The organism is Algoriphagus yeomjeoni (assembly GCF_049821175.1).
Lineage (GTDB): Bacteria > Bacteroidota > Bacteroidia > Cytophagales > Cyclobacteriaceae > Algoriphagus > Algoriphagus yeomjeoni_A.
Genome location: NZ_CP187512.1, coordinates 989840 through 1011218 on the forward strand (window position 1 = coordinate 989840; position 21379 = coordinate 1011218).

General features: G+C 38.9%; 18 protein-coding genes. 8 read left to right on the forward strand and 10 right to left on the reverse strand.

What is annotated here, in order from left to right; translation table 11 throughout:
• Window positions 1–26 precede the first annotated feature (26 nt).
• Window positions 27–959 carry an ROK family protein gene (locus ACPUEN_RS03965; protein ID WP_425638688.1) on the forward strand — a complete coding sequence of 311 codons (933 nt, stop codon included), beginning with the start codon at window positions 27–29 and terminating at the stop codon, window positions 957–959.
• Here the strand turns inward: ACPUEN_RS03965 and ACPUEN_RS03970 are convergent.
• Both ACPUEN_RS03970 and ACPUEN_RS03975 read right to left on the reverse strand, forming a co-directional pair.
• On the reverse strand, window positions 940–1326 hold the full coding sequence (locus tag ACPUEN_RS03970; RefSeq protein ID WP_425638691.1) for a hypothetical protein: 387 nt from the start codon (window positions 1324–1326) through the stop codon (window positions 940–942). The two genes, ACPUEN_RS03965 and ACPUEN_RS03970, sit on opposite strands and share 20 nt — an antisense overlap.
• Window positions 1327–1329: 3 nt before the next feature.
• On the reverse strand, window positions 1330–2562 hold the full coding sequence (locus ACPUEN_RS03975) for a sterol desaturase family protein (RefSeq protein ID WP_425638694.1): 1233 nt from the start codon (window positions 2560–2562) through the stop codon (window positions 1330–1332).
• A gap of 115 nt (window positions 2563–2677) precedes the next feature.
• Between ACPUEN_RS03975 and ACPUEN_RS03980 the strand changes: the two genes are divergently transcribed.
• From ACPUEN_RS03980 to ACPUEN_RS03995, 4 genes are all read left to right on the forward strand, one after another.
• On the forward strand, window positions 2678–3172 hold the full coding sequence (locus ACPUEN_RS03980; RefSeq protein ID WP_425638696.1) for a DNA topoisomerase IV: 495 nt from the start codon (window positions 2678–2680) through the stop codon (window positions 3170–3172).
• A gap of 23 nt (window positions 3173–3195) precedes the next feature.
• Window positions 3196–5097: a DNA topoisomerase IV subunit B gene (locus ACPUEN_RS03985; protein ID WP_425640240.1), complete on the forward strand. Its 1902-nt coding sequence runs from the start codon at window positions 3196–3198 to the stop codon at window positions 5095–5097.
• A gap of 95 nt (window positions 5098–5192) precedes the next feature.
• Window positions 5193–7817, forward strand: a complete 2625-nt coding sequence (locus ACPUEN_RS03990; RefSeq protein WP_425638698.1) for a DNA gyrase/topoisomerase IV subunit A — start codon at window positions 5193–5195, stop codon at window positions 7815–7817.
• 15 nt (window positions 7818–7832) lie between these two features.
• On the forward strand, window positions 7833–8537 hold the full coding sequence (locus tag ACPUEN_RS03995) for a TrmH family RNA methyltransferase (RefSeq protein ID WP_425638700.1): 705 nt from the start codon (window positions 7833–7835) through the stop codon (window positions 8535–8537).
• Here ACPUEN_RS03995 and ACPUEN_RS04000 read toward each other — a convergent pair.
• The 4 genes from ACPUEN_RS04000 to pckA all read right to left on the reverse strand — a co-directional run bounded on the left by ACPUEN_RS04000 (window position 8534) and on the right by pckA (window position 12093).
• The gene (locus ACPUEN_RS04000; RefSeq protein ID WP_425638702.1) at window positions 8534–9139 is read right to left on the reverse strand and encodes a hypothetical protein; all 606 of its coding nucleotides are present in this window, start codon (window positions 9137–9139) and stop codon (window positions 8534–8536) included. The two genes, ACPUEN_RS03995 and ACPUEN_RS04000, sit on opposite strands and share 4 nt — an antisense overlap.
• 131 nt (window positions 9140–9270) lie before the next feature.
• The gene (locus tag ACPUEN_RS04005; RefSeq protein WP_425640243.1) at window positions 9271–9708 is read right to left on the reverse strand and encodes a peptidylprolyl isomerase; all 438 of its coding nucleotides are present in this window, start codon (window positions 9706–9708) and stop codon (window positions 9271–9273) included.
• Window positions 9709–9821: 113 nt separating this feature from the next.
• Window positions 9822–10355 (reverse strand): outer membrane beta-barrel protein, encoded by a 534-nt coding sequence (locus tag ACPUEN_RS04010; protein WP_111610251.1) that lies wholly within the window; start codon window positions 10353–10355, stop codon window positions 9822–9824.
• A 136-nt stretch (window positions 10356–10491) separates the two neighbouring features.
• Window positions 10492–12093, reverse strand: a complete 1602-nt coding sequence (gene pckA / locus ACPUEN_RS04015) for a phosphoenolpyruvate carboxykinase (ATP) (RefSeq protein ID WP_425638704.1) — start codon at window positions 12091–12093, stop codon at window positions 10492–10494.
• 283 nt (window positions 12094–12376) lie between these two features.
• On the opposite strand from pckA, the gene ACPUEN_RS04020 reads away from it, so the two are divergent.
• Window positions 12377–13915, forward strand: coding sequence for a peptide MFS transporter (locus ACPUEN_RS04020; protein WP_111610523.1), 1539 nt, complete (start codon window positions 12377–12379; stop codon window positions 13913–13915).
• Window positions 13916–14004: 89 nt separating this feature from the next.
• Here ACPUEN_RS04020 and ACPUEN_RS04025 read toward each other — a convergent pair whose 3' ends face one another.
• On the reverse strand, window positions 14005–14700 hold the full coding sequence (locus tag ACPUEN_RS04025; RefSeq protein ID WP_425638707.1) for a TetR/AcrR family transcriptional regulator: 696 nt from the start codon (window positions 14698–14700) through the stop codon (window positions 14005–14007).
• Window positions 14701–14847: 147 nt separating this feature from the next.
• Entirely contained in the window at window positions 14848–16140 is a 1293-nt protein-coding gene (gene tyrS / locus ACPUEN_RS04030) for a tyrosine--tRNA ligase (RefSeq protein WP_425638709.1), read from the reverse strand.
• Between the two features lie 173 nt (window positions 16141–16313).
• Between tyrS and ACPUEN_RS04035 the strand changes: the two genes are divergently transcribed.
• A complete protein-coding gene (locus ACPUEN_RS04035) occupies window positions 16314–19553 on the forward strand; it encodes a S41 family peptidase (protein WP_425638710.1) in 3240 nt (1079 codons plus the stop codon).
• Window positions 19554–19621: 68 nt separating this feature from the next.
• Here the strand turns inward: ACPUEN_RS04035 and ACPUEN_RS04040 are convergent, their stop codons facing one another.
• Together ACPUEN_RS04040 and ACPUEN_RS04045 are read right to left on the reverse strand one after the other, a co-directional pair.
• Complete coding sequence (locus ACPUEN_RS04040; protein WP_425638712.1) at window positions 19622–19951, reverse strand: BlaI/MecI/CopY family transcriptional regulator; 330 nt, start codon at window positions 19949–19951, stop codon at window positions 19622–19624.
• A gap of 164 nt (window positions 19952–20115) precedes the next feature.
• Window positions 20116–20865 (reverse strand): acyl-CoA desaturase, encoded by a 750-nt coding sequence (locus ACPUEN_RS04045; protein ID WP_425638713.1) that lies wholly within the window; start codon window positions 20863–20865, stop codon window positions 20116–20118.
• 163 nt (window positions 20866–21028) lie between these two features.
• Between ACPUEN_RS04045 and ACPUEN_RS04050 the strand changes: the two genes are divergently transcribed.
• Window positions 21029–21373 carry a phage holin family protein gene (locus ACPUEN_RS04050; protein WP_425638714.1) on the forward strand — a complete coding sequence of 115 codons (345 nt, stop codon included), beginning with the start codon at window positions 21029–21031 and terminating at the stop codon, window positions 21371–21373.
• Window positions 21374–21379: the final 6 nt, after the last annotated feature.

Consider the following 21379-nt stretch of genomic DNA (forward strand, 5'->3'; position numbering starts at 1 on the left):
GAAACCATAAACCTATAGATAATATCATGCAAAATCAGGAAGCACATTTCCTTGGAGTGGACGTGGGGGGAACTCACTTGAAAATCGGCCTTGTTGACAGAGAGGGCAATATTTTAGACTTTGTAAAGGAAGACACCACTTCATATCGTGACCATCCTGAAGGTTTTGGGCCAGCGTTTATAGCAGGTTTGGGCAAATATTTCACCAAATATCCACAAGTTAAAGAGGTAGGAATTGGCTTGCCTGGAATGATATCAAAAGACAGAACTACACCTTTGGAGATCCCGGCTATTCCTAGTTTAAATGGGTTTGACCTTAAAGGAAACCTACTAGCGAAATACCCAAAATATTCCTTTGCTCTAGAAAATGATGCTGCTGCTGCTGCCATTGGGGAATTTTATTTTGGAAAGGATGATCCTCCTCAAAATTTCCTTTTTATCACTATGGGAACAGGAATAGGAAGCGCCTTGGTTTTAGATGGACAAGTGTTCAAAGGCTCCAGAGGCAACGCCATGGAAATGGGGCATATGCTTTCAAAAGGTGCAGCCAGACTTGAAACTCTCATAGGAAGACAAGGCATATTGAATATCATGGCTCGACTGATCGATGCGTATCCGGAAAAAGCCGGTGTCTTGGTAGGTGCGGAGCTAGGGACGCATTTGCTGGTGGATACTGCCAAAGCTGGAAACCCAGTTTCTCTGATGGTTTTTGAAGAAGTAGCTCGGATTCTTGGAGAAGCAATTGTATCTGCAATCAGAATATTAGATGTGACGGATGTTTACTTTGGAGGAGGAATTTCTGCAGGTTTAGAATTCATGATGCCTACACTTGACCGTACGATCAAGCAATATTTAACGCAATATTATGGTAAGGATTTGGTCTTGAAAAAAGCCACTTTGGAAAACAATGCAGGAACTCTGGGCGCCGCAGCGCTTTGTTTTATGGGTTCAGGGTTGTAATAGTAACTTCCGAAACTTTACTTATAGCATTCAGGCGAAAAAGAACTCTTAGGGGTTCTTTTTCTATTTCTACCCCTTCGCAAGCATTGCTTGGCTCTAGAAAGTAGAAGAAAAAAGTCTGACTTTTGTCCACCAACTCTACCCGGTCTGGTCGTCCAAAAGTTTTGATCAAGGCTTGATTGTCAACTCCCAAAAATGAATTTTTGAGTCGCTCCAGTTCTTCCAAATCCTGTATTCTTAATCCTTTGCATCCATAATGATCTGCTTTCCAGTTTTCCATATTCATACTGCCTGTGTCTCTTTTTGAGCTACAGGATAAAGAAATGGATAGAATGAGTACTGAAAAAAGAAAAAGTGATTTAGTCATAATCTACAGGGAGATAGAAGGTATTTGTGATTTAAGCTGCTGATTTTTCCAGAGCCAAAATAAGGAAGCAAGCGAATAAGCACTTAAAATTCCAATTAGAATCGGCAAAGGTAGGAGAGATTGAATTAGGAAAAAGACAACTCCAGCAAAAGCTAATATTCTTATCAGCTCCTGAGGTAAATACCAGTTTCTTTTTTCAAAAACCCCAGAAAAACTTACCGTAGTCCAAATGATTAAGACACTGACAAGCACTTTTGGAATCCAAGTGAAAGATTCAACTTTGAACAGGAAAAAACCTGTCAGTAGTAAAACGAAAATGTACTGGGTAAATACATACCAATTTAATGACGGGGGCACTACGGTGTCGAACTTTTGATAATCATCCTCAACCTCCATGGGAGCCCGATATCCACCCATATAATCTGGCAACCAACCAGGTTTATTGAAAAGATATTTCAATCGATCTGACCAATTTGGGATCATTTTGAGCTCCTCCTTCATATTAGAATAGTGTGCCAAATTTACCCAAACAGGATTCCAGCTTTTGACTGGAGTGGTAATGCCGTAAGTAGGTCTTTCTTCCTCTTCCTGAAAAGTGCCAAACCATTTATCGAATATGATGAATGTACCTGCGTGATTTTTATCAATATACTTAGGATTTCGACCATGATGCACACGATGATGTGATGGGGTATTCATGAATTTTTCCAAGAAACCCATTCTATCAATTGCCTCCGTATGAATCCAGAATTGGTACAATAGATTAATCCCCGAGGCCAAAACCAACATAACCGGATCAAAACCCAACAGGGCAAGCGGAAAATAAAAGAAGAATGTCCAAATAGTTTGTGTGCTACTTTGCCGAAGTGCAACTGATAGATTGTACTCCTCGCTGGAGTGATGCACTACGTGGCCTCCCCAGAATAAATTGACCTCATGACTCATTCGATGTGCCCAATAGTAGCAAAAGTCATATAAGAAGAAGAGTAAGAAAAATGTCCAAACGTTATTAGGGATTTGAAAGAATGCAAAGTGCTGATAAATCAAGGTGTAAATTCCGATGGAAAGGATTTTGATAAATACACCTGTGACTTGTGAGATTACCCCACAATTGATGTTCGTAACGGCATCATTGAGTCTATATCCGGGATGTTTTTGAAATCTGAGTGCAATCATTTCTATTGCCATCAAGATGAAATACATCGGGATCGCGATCACTACTGGACTGAGGTTCATTATTTTGGGTGTTTTTCTGAAGCTACTTGTCAAAGATAATGATAAAAGGAACATCGAGAAGTCGAATTCTGTTTGCTCAAATCCTTTATATTAGCACATTCAATTCCCCTCAATTATGTATTACCGATTCGGAAAAGCCTTTTATTTCCTTAGTGTCACCCTCTTCATTTTCTTCCTGCTTTATTTCTATTCTGCGTTGCCTGAAAATGTCAGCTATAGTTACGATGAAAACGGGTTATCGCCTGAAAAGCTTGAAAAGGGCGTGTTTTTCTATGGAATGATTGCCATTTTTATAATTATGAATGTGGTGGTCTTGCTTCCTCCAAAGTTGCTAGAAACCAAAAATCACAAAGGATTGATCCGTGTTTTCCCAATTGGCGATAGGTTTCGCGATTATTATTTGGCTTGGTTTTATTCCTTTGGTGGCATTCTAAATCTGAGTTTAGGATTGTTGGTGTTTTACACCCACGCTATCAACAATCAGGAAGTAATCGCAGCAAGTCAATTTAATTTCTTTTTCTACCTCATTCCAGGCCTTTTTGTGCTCTGGGTATTAGGGTTGTTTGGTATTCTAGTGGGAAAATTCAATCAGGTAAAAAATAATTCTTGAGCAGAATAAGCGTCAATAAAATTATGGCTGGAGAAGTAAAATATACAGAAGACAGTATTAAATCCCTTGATTGGAGGGAGCACATCCGACTAAGACCGGGTATGTATATCGGTAAATTAGGTGACGGAAGTGCCCAGGATGACGGTATCTATGTATTGGTAAAAGAAGTACTTGATAATTCCATTGATGAACACATGATGGGATATGGAAGAACCATTGACGTCAAAATCTCGGAGCATAAAGTGGAAGTTCGTGATTATGGTCGAGGTATTCCACTAGGAAAAGTGATAGACTGCGTATCAAAAATCAATACCGGTGGTAAATATGATTCAGGTGCATTTCAAAAGTCGGTAGGACTAAATGGTGTTGGTACAAAAGCTGTCAACGCACTTTCTGATTTTTTTAAAGTTCAGGCTTATCGTGAAGGAGAAACCAAAGTTGCTGAATTCGAAAAAGGGATTTTGGTCAATGACGCACCAATTGGAAAGTCATCAGATCGGAACGGGACCAAAGTGGTTTTTTCACCGGACGCAAGCATTTTCAAAAACTATCATTTCATTCCCGAATACTTAGAAAATCAAATCTGGAATTACGCTTACCTTAATGCTGGTCTCACGATTAATTATAATGGTAAAAAGTACTTTTCAGATCGAGGACTTTTCGACCTTCTTTCCAATAAAATAGATGAAGAAAGCCAGCGCTACCCGATCATTCACCTGAAAGGGAATGATATAGAAATGGCACTAACTCACTCCAATCAGTATGGAGAAGAGTATTATTCCTTCGTTAATGGGCAATACACCACGCAAGGTGGAACGCACTTGGCAGCTTTCCGTGAGGCTGTTGTTAAGACGGTGAGAGAATTCTTTAAGAAGGATTATGATGCCTCTGATATTCGTCAAAGTGTCGTTGCTGCTATTTCCATTCGTGTTCAAGAACCAGTTTTCGAATCTCAAACTAAGACTAAACTTGGTTCTCAATCTGTTGGACCAGATGGGCCCACTGTCCGCACGTTTATTAACGATTTCTTAAAAACAGAGCTAGATAATTACCTTCATAAAAATCCGGCAGTTGCAGATGCACTCTTGAAGAGAATCCTTCAATCTGAACGAGAACGAAAGGAGATTTCCGGCATTAAGAAATTGGCGAATGAGCGAGCCAAAAAAGCCAATCTTCATAATAAAAAGCTCAGAGATTGCCGAGTTCATTACGATGATCCAAAGGCAAATGAAGACGTGAAAGCGAATACTATGCTTTTCCTCACAGAGGGGGATTCTGCCTCCGGGTCTATTACCAAATCCCGTGATGTGCAGACTCAGGCTGTTTTTTCTCTTAGAGGGAAACCGTTGAATTGCTTCGGTATGACCAAAAAAGTAGTGTATGAAAATGAGGAATTCAACTTGCTCCAGCATGCTTTGAATATTGAAGACGGAATCGAAAACCTTCGCTATAGAAAGATTGTAATCGCTACTGATGCGGATGTGGATGGCATGCACATTCGCTTGCTAATCATGACTTACTTCTTGCAGTTTTTCCCTGACTTGGTGAAAAACGGCCATTTATTCATTTTGGAAACACCTCTTTTCCGGGTTAGAAATAAGAAGGAAACCATTTACTGCTACACCGACGAAGAAAGACAGCGAGCTATTCATAAACTTGGAAATAAGCCAGAGATTACCAGATTTAAAGGGTTAGGGGAGATTTCTCCGGAGGAATTTGGTGGGTTTATCGGAGAAGACATTCGCTTGGAGCCGATCATTCTCAATAAAGAAACTAAGATTGCTGACTTGCTTACTTTCTACATGGGCAAAAACACACCAAACCGCCAGAACTTTATCATCAAAAACTTGAAGATAGAGAAGGATTTGGCTCTGGAAGATCCTAAAAAAGAGGAAGAGCCTGAAGAGGACAATGAAGCAGCCTAACTGACAATCAGCTAATAGTGGATTTACAATTAATGACTTAGATTTTGAGTTGAATGGTTCTATACCCATCAGCTTAAAAAATACTGTACAACAATATGAGTGACGAAAACAATTTACCTACGAACGGAGACGACTCCCTGCACACATCAGTCCCGGTGACGGGAATGTATAAGGAATGGTTTTTGGATTATGCTTCCTATGTAATTCTAGAACGGGCTGTTCCGGCAATCGAAGATGGATTGAAACCTGTTCAGCGTAGAATTATGCACGCCATGAAGGAGATGGATGATGGTCGATTTAATAAAGTCGCGAATATCATCGGTCAATCCATGCAATTTCACCCGCACGGGGATGCTTCCATTGGTGATGCAATTGTAAATATTGGTCAAAAAGAGCTTCTCATAGAAACTCAAGGAAACTGGGGGGACGTGCGTACAGGCGATCGTGCTGCAGCTGCTAGGTATATTGAGGCTAGACTTTCCAAGTTTGCACTGGAAGTATTGTTTAATTCACAGACTACTGAATGGCAACTTTCATACGATGGTAGAAAACGGGAACCAGTTACTCTTCCAGTCAAATTCCCACTTTTATTAGCACAAGGTGTGGAAGGTATCGCAGTAGGGCTTTCTACAAAGATACTTCCTCACAATTTTTGTGAGTTGATTTTGGCATCTATTGAAATCCTCAGAGGGAATAAAACCAATGTGCTTCCGGATTTTATCACAGGTGGATTTGCGGATTTTTCTGAATATAATGAAGGTCTGAGAGGTGGTAAGGTGAAGGTTAGAGCAAGAATTGAAGAAGAGGATAGTAAAACGCTATTAATTAAGGATATACCGTTTGGTGTGACTACGGATACTTTGATAGATTCTATTCTGAAAGCAAATGATAAAGGTAAGATTAAGATCAAGAAAGTCGTAGATAATACGGCCAAGGACGTTGAGATAGCCATTCAATTGGCACCTGGTGTTTCGCCGGATGTTACAATTGATGCGCTGTATGCTTTCACAGATTGTGAAGTATCAATTTCGCCAAATGCCTGTGTGATTATTAAGGATACTCCGGTTTTTCTCACAGTAAATGAAATTCTAGAATATAACACCAAGCAGACCAAAGCACTTCTCAAGCGGGAGTTGGAAATCCGTAAAGGTGAATTGATGGAGAAGCTCCTTTTCTCCTCACTTGAAAAAATATTCATAGAAAACAGAATCTACAGGGATATAGAGGAATGTGAGACTTGGGATGATGTGTTGAAAGCTATAGACGATGGTTTGGAGCCTTATAAACCTGATTTTTATAGAGAGATTACGACAGACGATTTGGTTCGTTTGACAGAGATTAAGATCAAGCGTATTTCCAAGTTTGATACCTTCAAAGCTGACGAGCTGATGAAACGTCTTCAGGATGAATTGAAAGAAGTAAACCATCACTTAAGGCATTTGACAGATTATGCGATTCAGTACTATGAAAATCTCCTTACCAAATATGGTAAAGGCAGAGAGCGAAAGACTGAAATCAGAACATTTGATGCCATTCAGGCTAATGTGGTAGCTGCAAACAATGCAAAGCTTTATGTGAATCGCGCAGATGGCTTTGTAGGATATGCTTTGAAAAAAGATGAGTTCGTCTGCGATTGTTCTGATTTGGATGATATCATCGTGATTCGCAAAGATGGTGTTTGCATGGTTTCCAAGATCCAGGAAAAGAATTTCATGGGCAAGGATATTTTGCATGTGGCTGTATTTCGCAAAGGAGACGAACGCATGGTGTATAACTTCATCTATTTGGATGGAGGAACAGGTCGTGCGATGGTGAAACGCTTCCAAGTCTTAGCTGTCACGCGAGATAAGGAGTATATGCTTACCAAAGGGAGTAAAGGGAGTAAAACCCTCTACCTAACCGCCAATGCTAATGGTGAGGCAGAAATTATTACCGTGTACTTGACTCAGGGAGCAAAAGCTCGAGTGAAGGTTTTTGATTTTGACTTTGCTTCCATAGACATTAAAGGAAGAGGAGCTGGCGGAAATATTCTCACTAGACACCCCATTCGAAAGATCCAATTGAAAATGGAGGGTGTATCGACTTTGGGTGGGTTGAATATTTATTACGACCCTATTGTCGGTAGATTAAACACCGACGAGCGAGGTAAATTAATTGGGAATTTCCTCGGTGATGATCGAATTTTGGTGTGTTACAAAAGCGGTGATTACGAATTGACGAGTTTTGAAACTACCAATAGGTATGATGCACCAAATGTTGTATTAATTGAAAAGTTTAATTCAGATAAGGTACTGTCAGCCATATATTTTGATGGTGCTAGTAAAAGTTATTATATAAAGCGTTTCCAGATCGAAACTACGACGTTGAATAAGAATTTCAATTTCATTTCTGATCACAAAAATTCTTATCTGAAACTTATTTCCTCTGAAAAGCAGCCTCAGGCTCGTGTTACTTTAATCAAAGGAAAAGAAGAGGAGGAGATGGAATATGATTTGGATATGCTGATCGATGTCAAAGGTTGGAAAGCCCTGGGTAATAAGTTGAGTACCTATGAAATCAAAAGTCTCAGCTTGATTGAATCCAAAAAATCAGACAAATCAGATGATACTGAATCTGAACAAGATGAAGATGATTCCGACGCTGATGATGATTTGGAAGTAGGATCTACTATTGATTTATCCGTTAAGAAAGATGATGAAGAACAATTGGGGTTATTTTAGTCCCCTCTTTTTTAGATGGACACAAAGAATCAATTGAAAATAATAGATCAGGATTGGCTGGATTATTTGAGCCAATACATCACCGATAACAAGAAGTCAGTGATGGAAAAAGTCCTTGCTCAAAGAACGAAGTTTTTCACTGTAGTGCTGGAGGATATATTCAAGCCTCATAATGCCAGTGCAGTTCTGCGGACCTGTGATTGTTTCGGACTTCAGGATGTGCATGTCATCGAAAAAATGAATGCTTATAAGGTAAATCCTTTTGTGACCAGAGGAGCCTCTCAATGGATTGATTTACATAAATATTACAATAAAGAAGGATCTGCAGTTCAAGATTGCTTTTCAGTGCTTAGAGAAAAGGGGTATAAAATCTATGGGACTAGTCCGCTACCAGGTTCTATTTCCATTTATGACTTGGAACCTTCTGAGAAGATTGCTCTGGTATTCGGAAACGAACACGATGGAATCAGTCAAGAAGTACATGAAAATGTGGATGGACTTGTTCATATTCCCATGCTAGGCTTCACTGAGAGCTTTAATATTTCTGTAGCAGCTTCAATTTCTCTATACGAATTGGTGAAAAAAGTAAAAAACTACGATCATCCTGATTTTTATTTGACTGAAGAGGAGAAGCAACTTCTTCGTATGAAGTGGTATCGATCTGTCGTCAAGCGAGATGATTTACATGAAAAAGCATACTTGAAGTCAAAAAATTCTTAGTTCTTTTTATTGAAAAAATCATATATTTTTTCGTTTAAAGGCACTTTTTGAGATTTGTTTTTAGCGCGTTGTTTTTGTCTCTGCTTTTTCTTTTGCTCTTTACTTTTTACCAGAACCATTCGAGCAGATATCCCAACTTGACCTCTATAGAATTCCTCACGTCCCACCAGGTTAATATTGGGCTTGTAATCAAGAGAAATTACCGTATTTAGAACAGTCAGCTCCAAACCTCCGATAAGATCTATTCCCGCTGTTGTATTTCCGTAGGTATGTGTTATTTGCTTGTTTTCTTCGTCTTTGACAAAGCTTTCCTCAACGCCAAAAGAAGCTCCAGCTCCGTAATAGTAATTAAATCGTTTTGAGATAATTGGGTGATGTTTTTCCAACAGTACAGAAAGTGTAGTATTTAGTTTAAAATCAGACTGCACGATTCCTTCGATAGAAAGCCGCTTAGTGATACGCTGTTGAGCAGTGAGTCCTACTGTTCGGTATTGATTACTATTCCCAAATCTAAGTCCTACAGCAGTTCCATATCGCTGGGCTTGAGCCAAAGAAACGAAGAAGAATGTAAAGAGAACAAGGAGAGTTAGACGAGTATTCATATGTTATTCCAAAAAGAAATGACCCTTGTTCAATAACCATTCCAACCTTTGATTTTTATAAAAACATCCAAGAAAAATGCCCTCAAAAGCCAGATGCTAATGAGGGCATTATTACGTATAGTCTTTTTGAATTAGGACTCTGATACCACTATCTTTTCAATCTTATCACCTGCTTTGATCTCGTCGATGATATCCAGACCTTCTACTACTTTACCAAAGCAAGTATGGTTTCTGTCTAAATGAGCAGTGTTATCACGGCTATGACAAATGAAAAACTGAGATCCACCGGTATTTCTACCTGCATGCGCCATAGATAGGACTCCACGATCATGGTACTGATTCTCACCGTCTAATTCACATTTGATGTGGTAACCCGGTCCACCAGTTCCATTTCCTTTTGGACAGCCACCTTGTATCACAAAATTTGGAATAACTCTGTGGAAAGTTAAACCATCGTAAAATCCTTTATTAGCAAGGTCAATGAAATTTTGAACTGCGATAGGTGCGTCCTTTTCATAAAACTCCACTTTCATTGTTCCTTTCTCTGTAATAAATTCTGCTGTCTTCATCATTTCAGGTTTTCGATAGAAATTTTTATTGAGGTAAAAATAGCTCTTACTTTGAATTTATTGTACAGAAAAAAGCTTTTAAAAACTTATTACTTCTTTTCCCTGAAACTTGCCTATTTCAATTTCACTGTTACACCTAGGTTCAATACTGAAATACCATAGCCAATTTCGCCGAATGCCCCGATTTTTTCAGTAAAATGGTAACGCGCTCCAGCAAATAAGCTATAAGTAAATCCACCTGCAGCATCAGGCTCTGGCATACCTGGTGTAGAATTCTCTAAACTTACAGAAGCTATATTATAGCCTAGAAGTAAGCCGGCATACGTATCGAGCTTTTCTGTTAAATCAAAATGGTATGCTCCTCTTGCTCCAAAAATCAAATAGGTATAAGAAATTTTACCTAAGAATGGAATGTTGTCATTAGAACCTGCATAGCCAAGGTAGCCTCCTAGAGAAATTTGGTCATTAAAACCGTAATCAAGAGAAACACTGAGAGGAATCCCCACATCACCTGCTCCAAAAGTAGGAACTAAACCTACCCCAACATTTAGATCTACTTGTCCTTGCTGAAATTGTTGGGCTTGAACTTCATTGATAAGTGTGATTGCAAAAAGAAATGCAATAGCTGATAAAATAATTTTTTTCATAATTTTTGAATAGTTAGAGATTATTATATCCAAAAGTATGGTCCTATAAACAGCCTATCAATACGTTAAATGCCCTATAAAAAAAAGGAGTCTGCATTTTGAATGCAGACTCCAAAGGTATCCGGATTTATAACTTTTACAGGAGAGGTGCTCCTTCTAAAATATCAGCTGATGCATAATTCTTGAATTTCTCAAAGTTGGCCCTGAATGCCTCAGCCAAAATTTCCGCTTGCTTATCGTAGCCTTCCTTATCTGACCAGGTGTTTCTTGGATTAAGTATCTCAGCAGGCACATTTGGACATTCTTGAGGAATTTCAAACCCAAAAACTTGATGTTTTCGATAAGCAACTTGCTCTAGTTTTCCTTCTAATGCAGCGGTGATCATTGCACGGGTATAGGCTAATTTCATTCTGGAGCCTACTCCGTATGTACCACCAGTCCATCCTGTGTTGATCAGCCAAACATTTGTTTCGTATTTCTCCATTTTCTCACCAAATAAAGTTGCATACTCAGTCGGATGGAGCGGTAGGAATGCGGCTCCGAAACAGGCTGAAAATGTCAGTTTGGGTTCTGTAACCCCCATTTCTGTACCTGCTACTTTTGCTGTGTAGCCTGAAATGAAATGGTACATCGCCTGGCTTTTGTTTAGCTTAGAAATAGGAGGGATTACTCCAAATGCATCTGCCGTTAGGAAAAATATATTTTTTGGAACTCCAGCTTTGGATGGTTCCAAAGCATTTGGGATATAATTAATCGGATAAGCCGTTCTGGTATTTTCAGTTACAGATTTGTTCGCAAAATCAACCTCTCTGGAGTTTGCTTTGAATCGGGTGTTTTCCACAATAGAACCAAACCTGATTGCATCCCAAATTTCAGGCTCTTTCTCTCTGGTCAGGTCTATGACTTTTGCATAGCAACCTCCTTCAAAATTAAATACCCCGTTTTCTGTCCAGCCATGCTCATCATCTCCAATTAAGTTTCTATTTGGGTCCGCAGAAAGAGTGGTTTTACCAGTTCCAGAAAGCCCAAAAAAGATAGCTGTATCACCTTTTGAGCCAACATTTGCGGAGCAATGCATGGAAAGGATATTCTTATCGTGTGGCAGGATAAAATTGAGGACAGAGAAAATTCCTTTTTTCATTTCTCCTGCATAGCCTGTTCCCCCAATCAAAATAATTCGTTCGGTGAGGTTGATAATGGCGAAATTTGGATTTTTAGTCCCGTCAGTTTCAGGATCAGCTTCAAATTCCGGTGCACAGATGATTGTAAAGTCATGCTCGAAGTCCTTCAATTCGGATTCAGAGGGTCTCAAAAACATGTTGTAACAAAAGAGGTTATGCCATGCTTTTGTATTTACCACCTTCAATTTGAGCCTATGATTTTCATCTGCTCCTGCGTAGGCATCTCTTACGAAAAGCTCCTTGTCGGCCAGAAATGCTTTCATTTTTCCCAAAAGCAAATTGAATTTCACGGAATCAAAAGGGATATTAATGTCACCCCACCAGATAGTGTCTTTGGTTTTGTCGTCAAGTACTATGTAGCGGTCTTTTGGTGATCTACCGGTGAATTTGCCTGTATCAGCCATCAAAGCACCGGTTGATGTGAGGTTTCCTTCTTTTCGCACTAAAGCAAATTCCACCAGTTCTGCTGGTGGAAGATTTGAATGAACTTTTCTTTCTGTGGTAGATTGAAGAAAAGCCAGGGGTGAAGTCTGGTTTGCCAGATCTAGTTCCTGCATAAATATTTGGGTTTACAATCTGAAAATTGTCTGTACAAAACTACTCAAATCCATGCTATATAAACCAACAAAAAGTGCTTTATTTTTCAATACAATCGGTTGCGTACAAAAAACAGATGTTTATTCTGTTTGATATTCAGGACGATGCTCATGTCCTATTATTGCTTTTTTCCAATAGTGTAATTTTTAAACGTAAGCCTATAATTCAGCAGCTTTAACTTTGGAAACAAGGCTGAAAAAGGTTTATCATTGTAAAATTTATTTCACCCAAATAAAACTATCCTTGGAAAAAGACCTTAATTCCGAATTGACCGAGCCAACAATTTTTGGCCACCCTAGAGGTTTATTTTACTTATTTTTTGCAGAAATGTGGGAACGATTCAGTTTCTACGGCATGCGGGCATTGCTGACCCTCTATATGGTTGATGTCATATTTGAGGCATTAAGCGATCGGGATTATGCTACAGCAGCAGTTTATGCATCTTATGGATCTTTAGTTTATGCCTCTACTGTAATCGGAGGAAGGATTTCTGATAAAATACTGGGAATGCGTAATTCCATTTTTCTGGGTGGAATATTGATGTCACTTGGGCATTTTGTTTTGGCAATTGAAAATAACGTTGCCTTTTTTCTTGCCCTGTCTCTTATAATAGTAGGAAACGGATTCTTCAAACCAAACATATCGACTTTTGTAGGCACTCTCTATCCCGATGGTGATGCCCGAAAAGATTCTGGATTCACTATTTTTTATATGGGGATTAATATTGGAGGTTGGATTGCACCTCTGTTATGTGGTTGGCTAGCGGTGACCTATGGTTGGCATTATGGTTTTGCTTTGGCAGGATTTGGTATGCTATCAGGCCTTATTTTCTTTTGGAGTGGGATTCGCAATGGCGTTTTTGGTGACAAAGGGATGCCTCCGGCAACAGGGGAGATTGAGCGTAAAGTGGCCGGTATCAAAAATAGATACTTGATCCCGTTACTATCGTTTTTGGCTGTACCGGTAGTAGCGTATTTGCTGTCCGCATACAAGCCACTTGGTAGCGATGGAGATTTCTTTGGAGACCAGAATATTGTGAATATTATCTTCAAGATAATTGGTGTGAGTATTTTGGGTTATTTGGCTTATATCATTTTCCAATCCACTAAAGAAGAAAGAGGTAAATTAATTGTAGCAGTTCTTATTACAGTTTTCATGACCATTTTCTGGGGCTTTCATGAACTTTCAGGTAGCGTAATCACCCTTTTTGCCGCTAGAAATATTGATTTGGGAGGTATTATGACTGCTTCGCAAACAAATTCATTAAACTCGATGTGGATTATCATTCTAGCCATTCCTATTTCACTTTTGTGGACTTCTCTGGCCAAAAAGAACTTGAATCCACGAACTCCATTCAAATTTGGAATGGGGCTTTTATTTGCAGGACTCAGCTTCTACATCCTACACATCAGTAAGACTAGCGCTAATGAAGCTGGATTAGTGCCCTTTGCCTACTTACTTCTCATGTACTTTTTGATCTCGATAGGCGAGTTATTTATGTCTCCAGTTGGACTTTCTAAGATCACAGATTTATCCCCAAAACGTATTGTAGCATTTATGATGGGGGTTTGGTTTTTGTCCTCCGCTTTTGCTTTTCAGGTAGTTGGATTTATTGGAAAGCAGTTGGCAATAGAAAGCACGGATAAAAATATTGGGGGTTTTGACACCTTGGAAGTTTATACCGACGGGTTTTTATTAATCGCCATGTACTCAGTAGGTGCTGGTCTTATAATTTTGCTGGCGTCTCCATTTATCAAAAAGTTGATGGGCGATGTGCATTAGGCAAGCGCTACCAGATTTATTTTATAACCAAAAGAGGCAATCGAATTCGATTGCCTCTTTTGGTTTTTACTTGCTGCTGAATAGACTTATTAAAATAGACTTGTTTGTACGGTAGTTTTCTTAGTTGCCTGAATAGTTCCTTTCAGCATTTCCTGCATTAATCGCAAAAAACCAGGCTCCCAATTTTCTGAGTGAATTTTGAGGTCTTTACCTTCGTATTCTATTGGACCAAGCATTTTTTCATAGCCAATAATCATACTCCAAACGGTGTAGAAGGTGATTTCTGGCTGAAGTTCCGCTCGAATACTTCCATCTTTTATTCCTTGGCTCACCATCATGATTCCGATTTTTGCTGGCTCATGATGAATTTCCAAAAGCTTTTGAAAGTGAGTGGATTCCAGTGTTTTTGGGTCTATCAATTTTCTCGTTTCTGGATTATTGTACTTTTTCAAAAGATCCAAGAAATTCAATATGGCATCGTAATAGACTTGATTGGCTTTCGCAAAAACAACGATTTTCACCAAAAGATCACTTAGCATTTCCAAGCCAGACTTGCCTTTGGATCGGTAAACATCCCGGAATTCATCTTTAAATTGGTCGAAGGCTTTTTTGGTCAGGGCCATGAAAAGATCCTCTTTATTCTTGTAATAGAAGTAGGTGAGGCCTTTACTGATTCCTGCGGTCTTTGCTACATCTTCCATTCGAGTAGCCAAATAGCCTTTGGAAGTGAAAAGCGAAACTGCTGAATCTAAAATGAGTTTTTCTTTATTTTTCTCTCCTGCCATGGGGTATATTCATTTTCTAAAAATCGAATTCAAAGATATTAAACTTGGGTCAAAAACTGGGTTTTGTATCTTTATATTTTAGAAAAATCTCATAAAAAAAGGCTTTAGGATAATCCTAAGGCCTTTTCTGTGGTGAGTATCATTGACTTACTTCACTTCAACTATGTAGTAATTTTTCTTTCCTTTTTGTACCAAAAGGTATTTATTTTGAAGAAGAGTCAAGTTTATAGAAGCATTCGGATCAGACAATTTTTCTTTGTTAATACTTACTCCGCCGCCCTGAATCATTTTTCGAGCCTCACCTTTTGAAGCAAACACCACTCCCTGAGTAATTTCTCCAAAGAGGTCTAAAATTGAAGTTAATTCGGAATATTCCTCTTTACTAACCTGAACTTGTGGAACTCCATCAAATACTTGCAAGAAAGTACGCTCATTCAAAGCAGCTAGATCTTCTGTAGAAGATTTACCAAAAAGAATATCAGAAGCTTTAATAGCCATTTCTAATTCTATTTCGCCATGAACCATAGTTGTGATTTGCTTAGCGATCTCCTTCTGCAATACACGAAGGTGAGGAGCTTCTGCATGTTCAGCTTCTAGTTTTTCGATCGTTTCCTGATCCAAAATCGTAAAAATCCTGATGTATTTTGAAGCATCTGCATCGGATACATTGAGCCAAAACTGGTAGAATGCATAAGGAGAAGTTTTCTCTGGATCCAGCCAAACAGAACCGCCTTCAGTTTTACCGAACTTCGTACCGTCAGCTTTGGTGATCAAAGGAACAGTCAGCGCATAGGCTGATCCTCCACCCATTCTTCTGATCAATTCTGTTCCCGTGACGATATTTCCCCATTGGTCAGAACCACCCAGCTGAATGGAGCAATTTTCATTTTTCCACAAATGATAAAAATCATATCCCTGAATCAGCTGATAGGTGAATTCGGTAAAAGAAAGGCCGTTTCCATCCTCTAGACGTCTTTTTACAGAATCTTTGGACATCATGTAGTTCACCGTGATGTGCTTACCGATATCTCTGATAAAGTCCAAAAAGCTAAACTTAGACATCCAGTCGTAGTTATTGACCAGCTCGGCTTTGTTTGTAGTAGTACCAGCGAAATCAAGAAATTTGGCTAATTGTTCCTGAATACAAGAGATATTGTGATCCAGGGTGGCTTTGTCTAAAAGATTACGTTCTGCAGACTTAAAAGAAGGATCACCGATCATGCCAGTTGCACCACCTACCAAAGCAAATGGTTTATGTCCAGCACGTTGAAAGTGTAATAAAGTCATAACTCCGACCAGATGACCTATATGCAGAGAATCTGCCGTCGGATCAAATCCTAGATAGGCAGAAGTCATTCCTTCAATAAGGTGTTCTTCAATATCGGGAGTCATGTCCTGAAGCATGCCTCTCCAGCGTAATTCTTCTATGAATGAATTCATCTAATGAGTTGATTTTTCGAGGTGCAAATATAGGTCTGTCAGCCTAAGGAATGAAGTAAACCTGTAATCCTTTGAAGTATTTTAATGGCTTAGGCGGGGAAAAGTACCGATCAAAAAATGTCGTCTAATAAAATTTACGATTTTGATTACTTTAATGGCCAAATCCCAACCATATGACTACTAGACTTAAGATTTTTGCAATTCTTTTGAGTTGCTTATTTGGCCACTCCATTTTGGCTCAGAATTCACCCCAATGGATGCGATATCCAGCTATTTCTCCGGATGGTAGCCAAATTGTATTTACGTTCAAAGGAGACTTATATGTAGTTCCTAGTGCTGGTGGGTCTGCTCGACAGGTTACTTTTCATGAGGCTCACGATTATCAAGCTGTGTGGAGTAGAGATGGAAAAACCTTGGCTTTCGCTTCAGATCGCTATGGCAACTTTGACATATTTGCGATGAGCCCCGAAGGTGGACCAGCCACAAGGCTTACATACCATTCCAATGATGAACAACCCTTTGAATTCTCGGCAGATGATCAATATGTTATTTTTGGAAGTCAGCGAATGGATATTGCAGAACACAGACAATACCCTACAGGATCGCAGCCAGAGCTATATTCAGTGCCAAAAAATGGTGGTAGAGTCGATCAGGTATTTACAATTCCTGCCGAATACGTGTCTGTCAGTAAGGATGGGGGCAAAATGCTTTACCATGATAAAAAAGGAGGAGAAAATGAATGGAGGAAGCATCATCAATCTGGAATTGCTCGGGATGTATGGATGTATGATACCAAAGCCAATACCCATAAAATGCTCACTACTTTTTATGGAGAAGACAGAAACCCAGTTTTTTCTCCTGACGAATCAGAGATTTATTATCTGAGCGAGACAAATGGGAGCTTCAATGTTTTTTCAATGAATGCTTCCAATCCTGCTCAAACTGAAGCACTCACAACACTTAAGACTTTTCCTGTTCGCTTTCTCAGTATTTCAAATGATGGGTTGATGAGTTTTGGGTACGATGGTGAGCTCTATACGCTGCGCAAAGGTGAAACTCCAAAGAAAGTTGCCGTTTCCATCCAAACACAGGCGATTTCTAATTCCGATAATTACATCGCTATAAATGGTGGAGTCCGGGAAATGTCAATTTCCCCTGACGGCAAAGAAATAGCTTTTGTAGCCAGAGGAGAGGTTTTTGTAACTTCTGTGGATGGTTCTTTGACCAAGCGAATCACAAATACACCTGAGCAAGAGAGATTCGTGGAATTTGCTCCAGATGGGAAATCATTGGTTTATGCCAGCGAAAGAAACGGTAAATGGCAGATTTTTAAAAGTACCAAAATGAGGTCAGAAGAGCCATTTTTCTTTGCTTCTACTTTATTACAAGAGGTGGCACTATTAAGCATAGAAGGCGAGGCGTATTTGCCAAAACTTTCTCCCGATGGTAAAAAACTAGCTTTTGTAGAAGATAGAAGAACTCTTAAAGTTTTTGATCTCGATACTAAGGAGACAGTGACTCTACTGACACCCGATGAGCTATTTCACATGAGAGATGGTGATCAATATTTTACTTGGAGTCCAGACAGCAAGTGGCTTTTAGCTACGTATAGACCTACCATGGTTAATTCTGAGGTGGTTCTGCTCGATGCTTCCGGCAAAGAGAAAATGAAAAATCTTACCAACAGCGGATTTGGAGATAGCGAAGCAAAATGGGTGAATGATGGTAAACAGATGCTTTGGTTTTCAAACCGTGACGGTCTGAAAAGTTATGCAACTAGTGGTCAAAGTCAAAATGATGTTTACACGCTCTTCTTTGATAAAACGGCATGGGAAAAATTCACACTATCTAAGGAAGATTTTGATTTGATGAAAGAGATCGAAAAAGCCAATAAAAAGGATGAGAAGACCGATAAACCGAAAGATGAAAAGGAGGGAGATAAGGCTAAGAAAGTTGAAGATTTGAGATTTGATTGGGATGGTTTTGATGATAGAAAGGCTAGACTTACCATCCATTCCTCTTCTTTGGGAGATGCTGTTTTGTCTAAAGACGGTGAGAAACTTTATTATTTGGCAGCATTCGAAAAAGGTATGAATCTATGGAGCACTAACCTTAGGACAAAAGAAACCAAGCAGGAAATATCCTTGGATGCCAGTTCTGCAAGTTTGGCCTGGGATAAAGATCAGAAATACTTGTATTTACTTAGTAATGGCAGTATTTCTAAGATCAATCCTGAAGGAATGAAAAGGGAGTCAATCAAGATTTCTGGGGAAATGACCTATGACAAGAAAGCGGAAATGGCTTATATGTTTGAGCACGTTTGGCTTCGTACTAAAGGGATTTTTTATACCCCAACCATGCACGGCATTGACTGGGAAGAATCCAAAGTGAACTATGAAAAATATCTACCATCTATAGGCAATAGCTACGAATTTGCTGAAATGATTTCCGAAATGATAGGAGAATTGAATGTATCACATGCAGGTTCAAGGTATTCCAGATCAGTGGAAATGGCGGATGCTACCGCAGCGCTAGGCATATTTTGGGATTATGGTTTTGAAGGGGATGGTATCAAAATTACTGAAGTGATTGCAGGAGGTCCGTTGGATAAAGCCGATTTGGATATCAAAAAAGGGATGATCATCGAGAAAATTGATGGAATTGCCTTAACGGCTGAAAATGACCTTGCTAAGTTTCTCAATAGAAAATCTGACACGTTTACGCTGATTGAACTTTTCAATCCTGAAACCAATAAAAGAAAACAACTAACTATCAAGCCTATTTCTCTAAGGGCAGAAAATCAATTGCTCTATAAGCGCTGGGTGAAAATGAATCAAGCTGAGGTGGATAGCTTGTCAGGCGGTAAACTTGGCTATGTGCATATTCCGGGGATGAGTGATGGCCCTTACCGAAATGTATATGAAGAGATGATGGGTAAATACCACGATCGCGAAGCTGTAGTCGTAGATACTAGATTTAATGGTGGTGGAGATTTGGTAGCTGATTTAGCTATGTTCTTTACTGGGGAAAAGTTTTTAACCTATGCTACCGAAGCTAGGTCGGTAGGATATGAGCCTACTGCTCGCTGGACTAAGCCAACAATTGCGTTGTTCAATGAAGCCAATTATTCGGACGGGCATTGTTTTGCTTGTGGATATACTGACTTGAATATAGGTAAGACGGTAGGAATGCCTACGCCTGGTACCTGTTCATTTGCAGGCTGGGAAGGATTGCCAGATGGATCTCGATGGGGAGTAGTGCCAATTTCTGCTAAAAATAAAGCCGGAGAATGGCTGGAGAATAATGAAACTAGGCCGGAATTTGTAGTAAAAAATATGCCAGGAAAAATCGACCAAGGCATAGATCAACAGCTTGAAAAAGCAATTGAAGAATTGCTTAAAGAAGTAAATTGAATTCTTTAGCGACAAAAAAAACCTGGTAGCAATACCAGGTTTTTTCATTTGCTTTTTATCAATAGTGCTTATTGATATGACTTTGTGTTCAATGTTTCGTCATTCTTGAAGAAATCAGTAAGCTTTCCGAAAGAATTTTCGAAATAACCATCCAACATTTTTTTGATGATGAAAGAACGATATTCGTCTTTTGATACTATTGGAAAGTATTCATGACTCTTACCGTAGGATTTGTGACTTACAAACCCTTTGCGTTCTAATATCCTAACAATGGTAGAAACAGTGTTGTATGCAGGCTTGGGCTCGGTCATGGGTGTAAGGATGTCTTTGACGAACCCTCGTTCGATTTGCCAGAGGATCTGCATGATCTCCTCTTCGGCTCTTGTTAATGGTTTCATAAATAAGGCGTTAAGTTTTAATTAAAAGAAAATTATTCGTTTAGTTTCACAATTGCAAAAAAAACCACCTTTACTTTTAATATTTTTTAACAAACTAGAAAATTGGTTTGCATTTTGAACTACAGATTTCAACAAAAAATGACCTCAATTGAGGTCATTTTAACTTATACAGTTCTTAATTTTATTATCCTAGTTAGGTGAAGTAATTTGACGATAGGATAGGTTGGATCAAACTCGTACCATTTCACAGCAAAATTTGGACGGTTTGGAAGTTTGTGATGGTTGTTTTGGAATAATTCCCCAAGCATCAACACGTCGAGTAGCAAACTGTTTTTTGAATGATCATTATTGTCAAAATTTGAATAGCCGTATTTATGACCACTCCAATTGACTATAGCTCCATGCACTGGACCCATTAAAAAATGGATAGGAAGAAGGAAATACATCCACCAATGCGTGCCAGGCAAATCGAAAACTGAGATGCAAAGAACATAAATTGTCACATATAATAAGCCCCAGCCGACTCTTACCAGCATCGTATCAGCAAATTTATCAAACTTGTTCCAATCAGGAATATCCTTTGAAAACCGCTCTTCAGGCTTTAAACGGAAAGAAAAATATTCGTTATAAATATTTTTAGTCTTCCACATCATCGTGAACAAGTTCTCTGTGTGATGTGGGCTATGCGGATCTTTCGGAGTATCACTGTAGGCATGATGCATTCTATGAAGAATCGCATAGGCTCTTGGTGATAGATAAGAACTGCCTTGCCACATCCAAGTAAAGAAGTAAAAGAATTTCTCCCAATACTTATTCATAGAGAACATTTGATGGGCGGCGTAACGGTGCAAGAAGAAGCTTTGGCAAAACAAAGAGAAATACCAATGCAGAAGAAAGAAAATGATGATTATCACTCGGTCTAGTTTTTATGTTAGAGCTGCAAATATAATGTTTCGTGATTCAGAGAACGAATTCTGATCCTATTCCATTCCAATTAGGTAGATGATATTTATCAGGTTTTAAGGATTATTGAGGTAAATCTGTATTTTTAGTCCTATGGAAAACAAAAATAAACCTTTGAATTTTTTAGTTAAAATTCTTTTGGGAGGCATTTCTGTCCTAATCGCAGAATTCTTTTTGTCGGGTATTTACATTGACACGTTTATTACCGGATTTATATTAGCTGCTGTCATTATTTTAATCAATGTTACCCTTAAACCACTATTGGTTGTTTTGACTTTTCCTATTACGATAGTGACTTTAGGCTTGTTTTTACTGGTAATCAATGCTTTGATGATCATGCTTGCTGATCGAATTATTCCGGGATTTCAAGTTGATAGTTTTTGGTGGGCAATTTTATTTGCCATCGTACTAAGTATTATCAATGCTCTCTTTGGAAATAATTTGAATGCTGCAGATTAAACCAAA

Bases quoted from the DNA above. Each gene is read 5' to 3' on its own strand.
- ACPUEN_RS03965 (WP_425638688.1), top strand. From the start codon at position 27: ATGCAAAATCAGGAAGCACATTTCCTTGGAGTGGACGTGGGGGGAACT.
- ACPUEN_RS03970 (WP_425638691.1), bottom strand. From the start codon at position 1,326: ATGACTAAATCACTTTTTCTTTTTTCAGTACTCATTCTATCCATTTCT.
- ACPUEN_RS03975 (WP_425638694.1), bottom strand. From the start codon at position 2,562: ATGAACCTCAGTCCAGTAGTGATCGCGATCCCGATGTATTTCATCTTG.
- ACPUEN_RS03980 (WP_425638696.1), top strand. From the start codon at position 2,678: ATGTATTACCGATTCGGAAAAGCCTTTTATTTCCTTAGTGTCACCCTC.
- ACPUEN_RS03985 (WP_425640240.1), top strand. From the start codon at position 3,196: ATGGCTGGAGAAGTAAAATATACAGAAGACAGTATTAAATCCCTTGAT.
- ACPUEN_RS03990 (WP_425638698.1), top strand. From the start codon at position 5,193: ATGAGTGACGAAAACAATTTACCTACGAACGGAGACGACTCCCTGCAC.
- ACPUEN_RS03995 (WP_425638700.1), top strand. From the start codon at position 7,833: ATGGACACAAAGAATCAATTGAAAATAATAGATCAGGATTGGCTGGAT.
- ACPUEN_RS04000 (WP_425638702.1), bottom strand. From the start codon at position 9,139: ATGAATACTCGTCTAACTCTCCTTGTTCTCTTTACATTCTTCTTCGTT.
- ACPUEN_RS04005 (WP_425640243.1), bottom strand. From the start codon at position 9,708: ATGAAGACAGCAGAATTTATTACAGAGAAAGGAACAATGAAAGTGGAG.
- ACPUEN_RS04010 (WP_111610251.1), bottom strand. From the start codon at position 10,355: ATGAAAAAAATTATTTTATCAGCTATTGCATTTCTTTTTGCAATCACA.
- pckA (WP_425638704.1), bottom strand. From the start codon at position 12,093: ATGCAGGAACTAGATCTGGCAAACCAGACTTCACCCCTGGCTTTTCTT.
- ACPUEN_RS04025 (WP_425638707.1), bottom strand. From the start codon at position 14,700: ATGGCAGGAGAGAAAAATAAAGAAAAACTCATTTTAGATTCAGCAGTT.
- tyrS (WP_425638709.1), bottom strand. From the start codon at position 16,140: ATGAATTCATTCATAGAAGAATTACGCTGGAGAGGCATGCTTCAGGAC.
- ACPUEN_RS04035 (WP_425638710.1), top strand. From the start codon at position 16,314: ATGACTACTAGACTTAAGATTTTTGCAATTCTTTTGAGTTGCTTATTT.
- ACPUEN_RS04040 (WP_425638712.1), bottom strand. From the start codon at position 19,951: ATGAAACCATTAACAAGAGCCGAAGAGGAGATCATGCAGATCCTCTGG.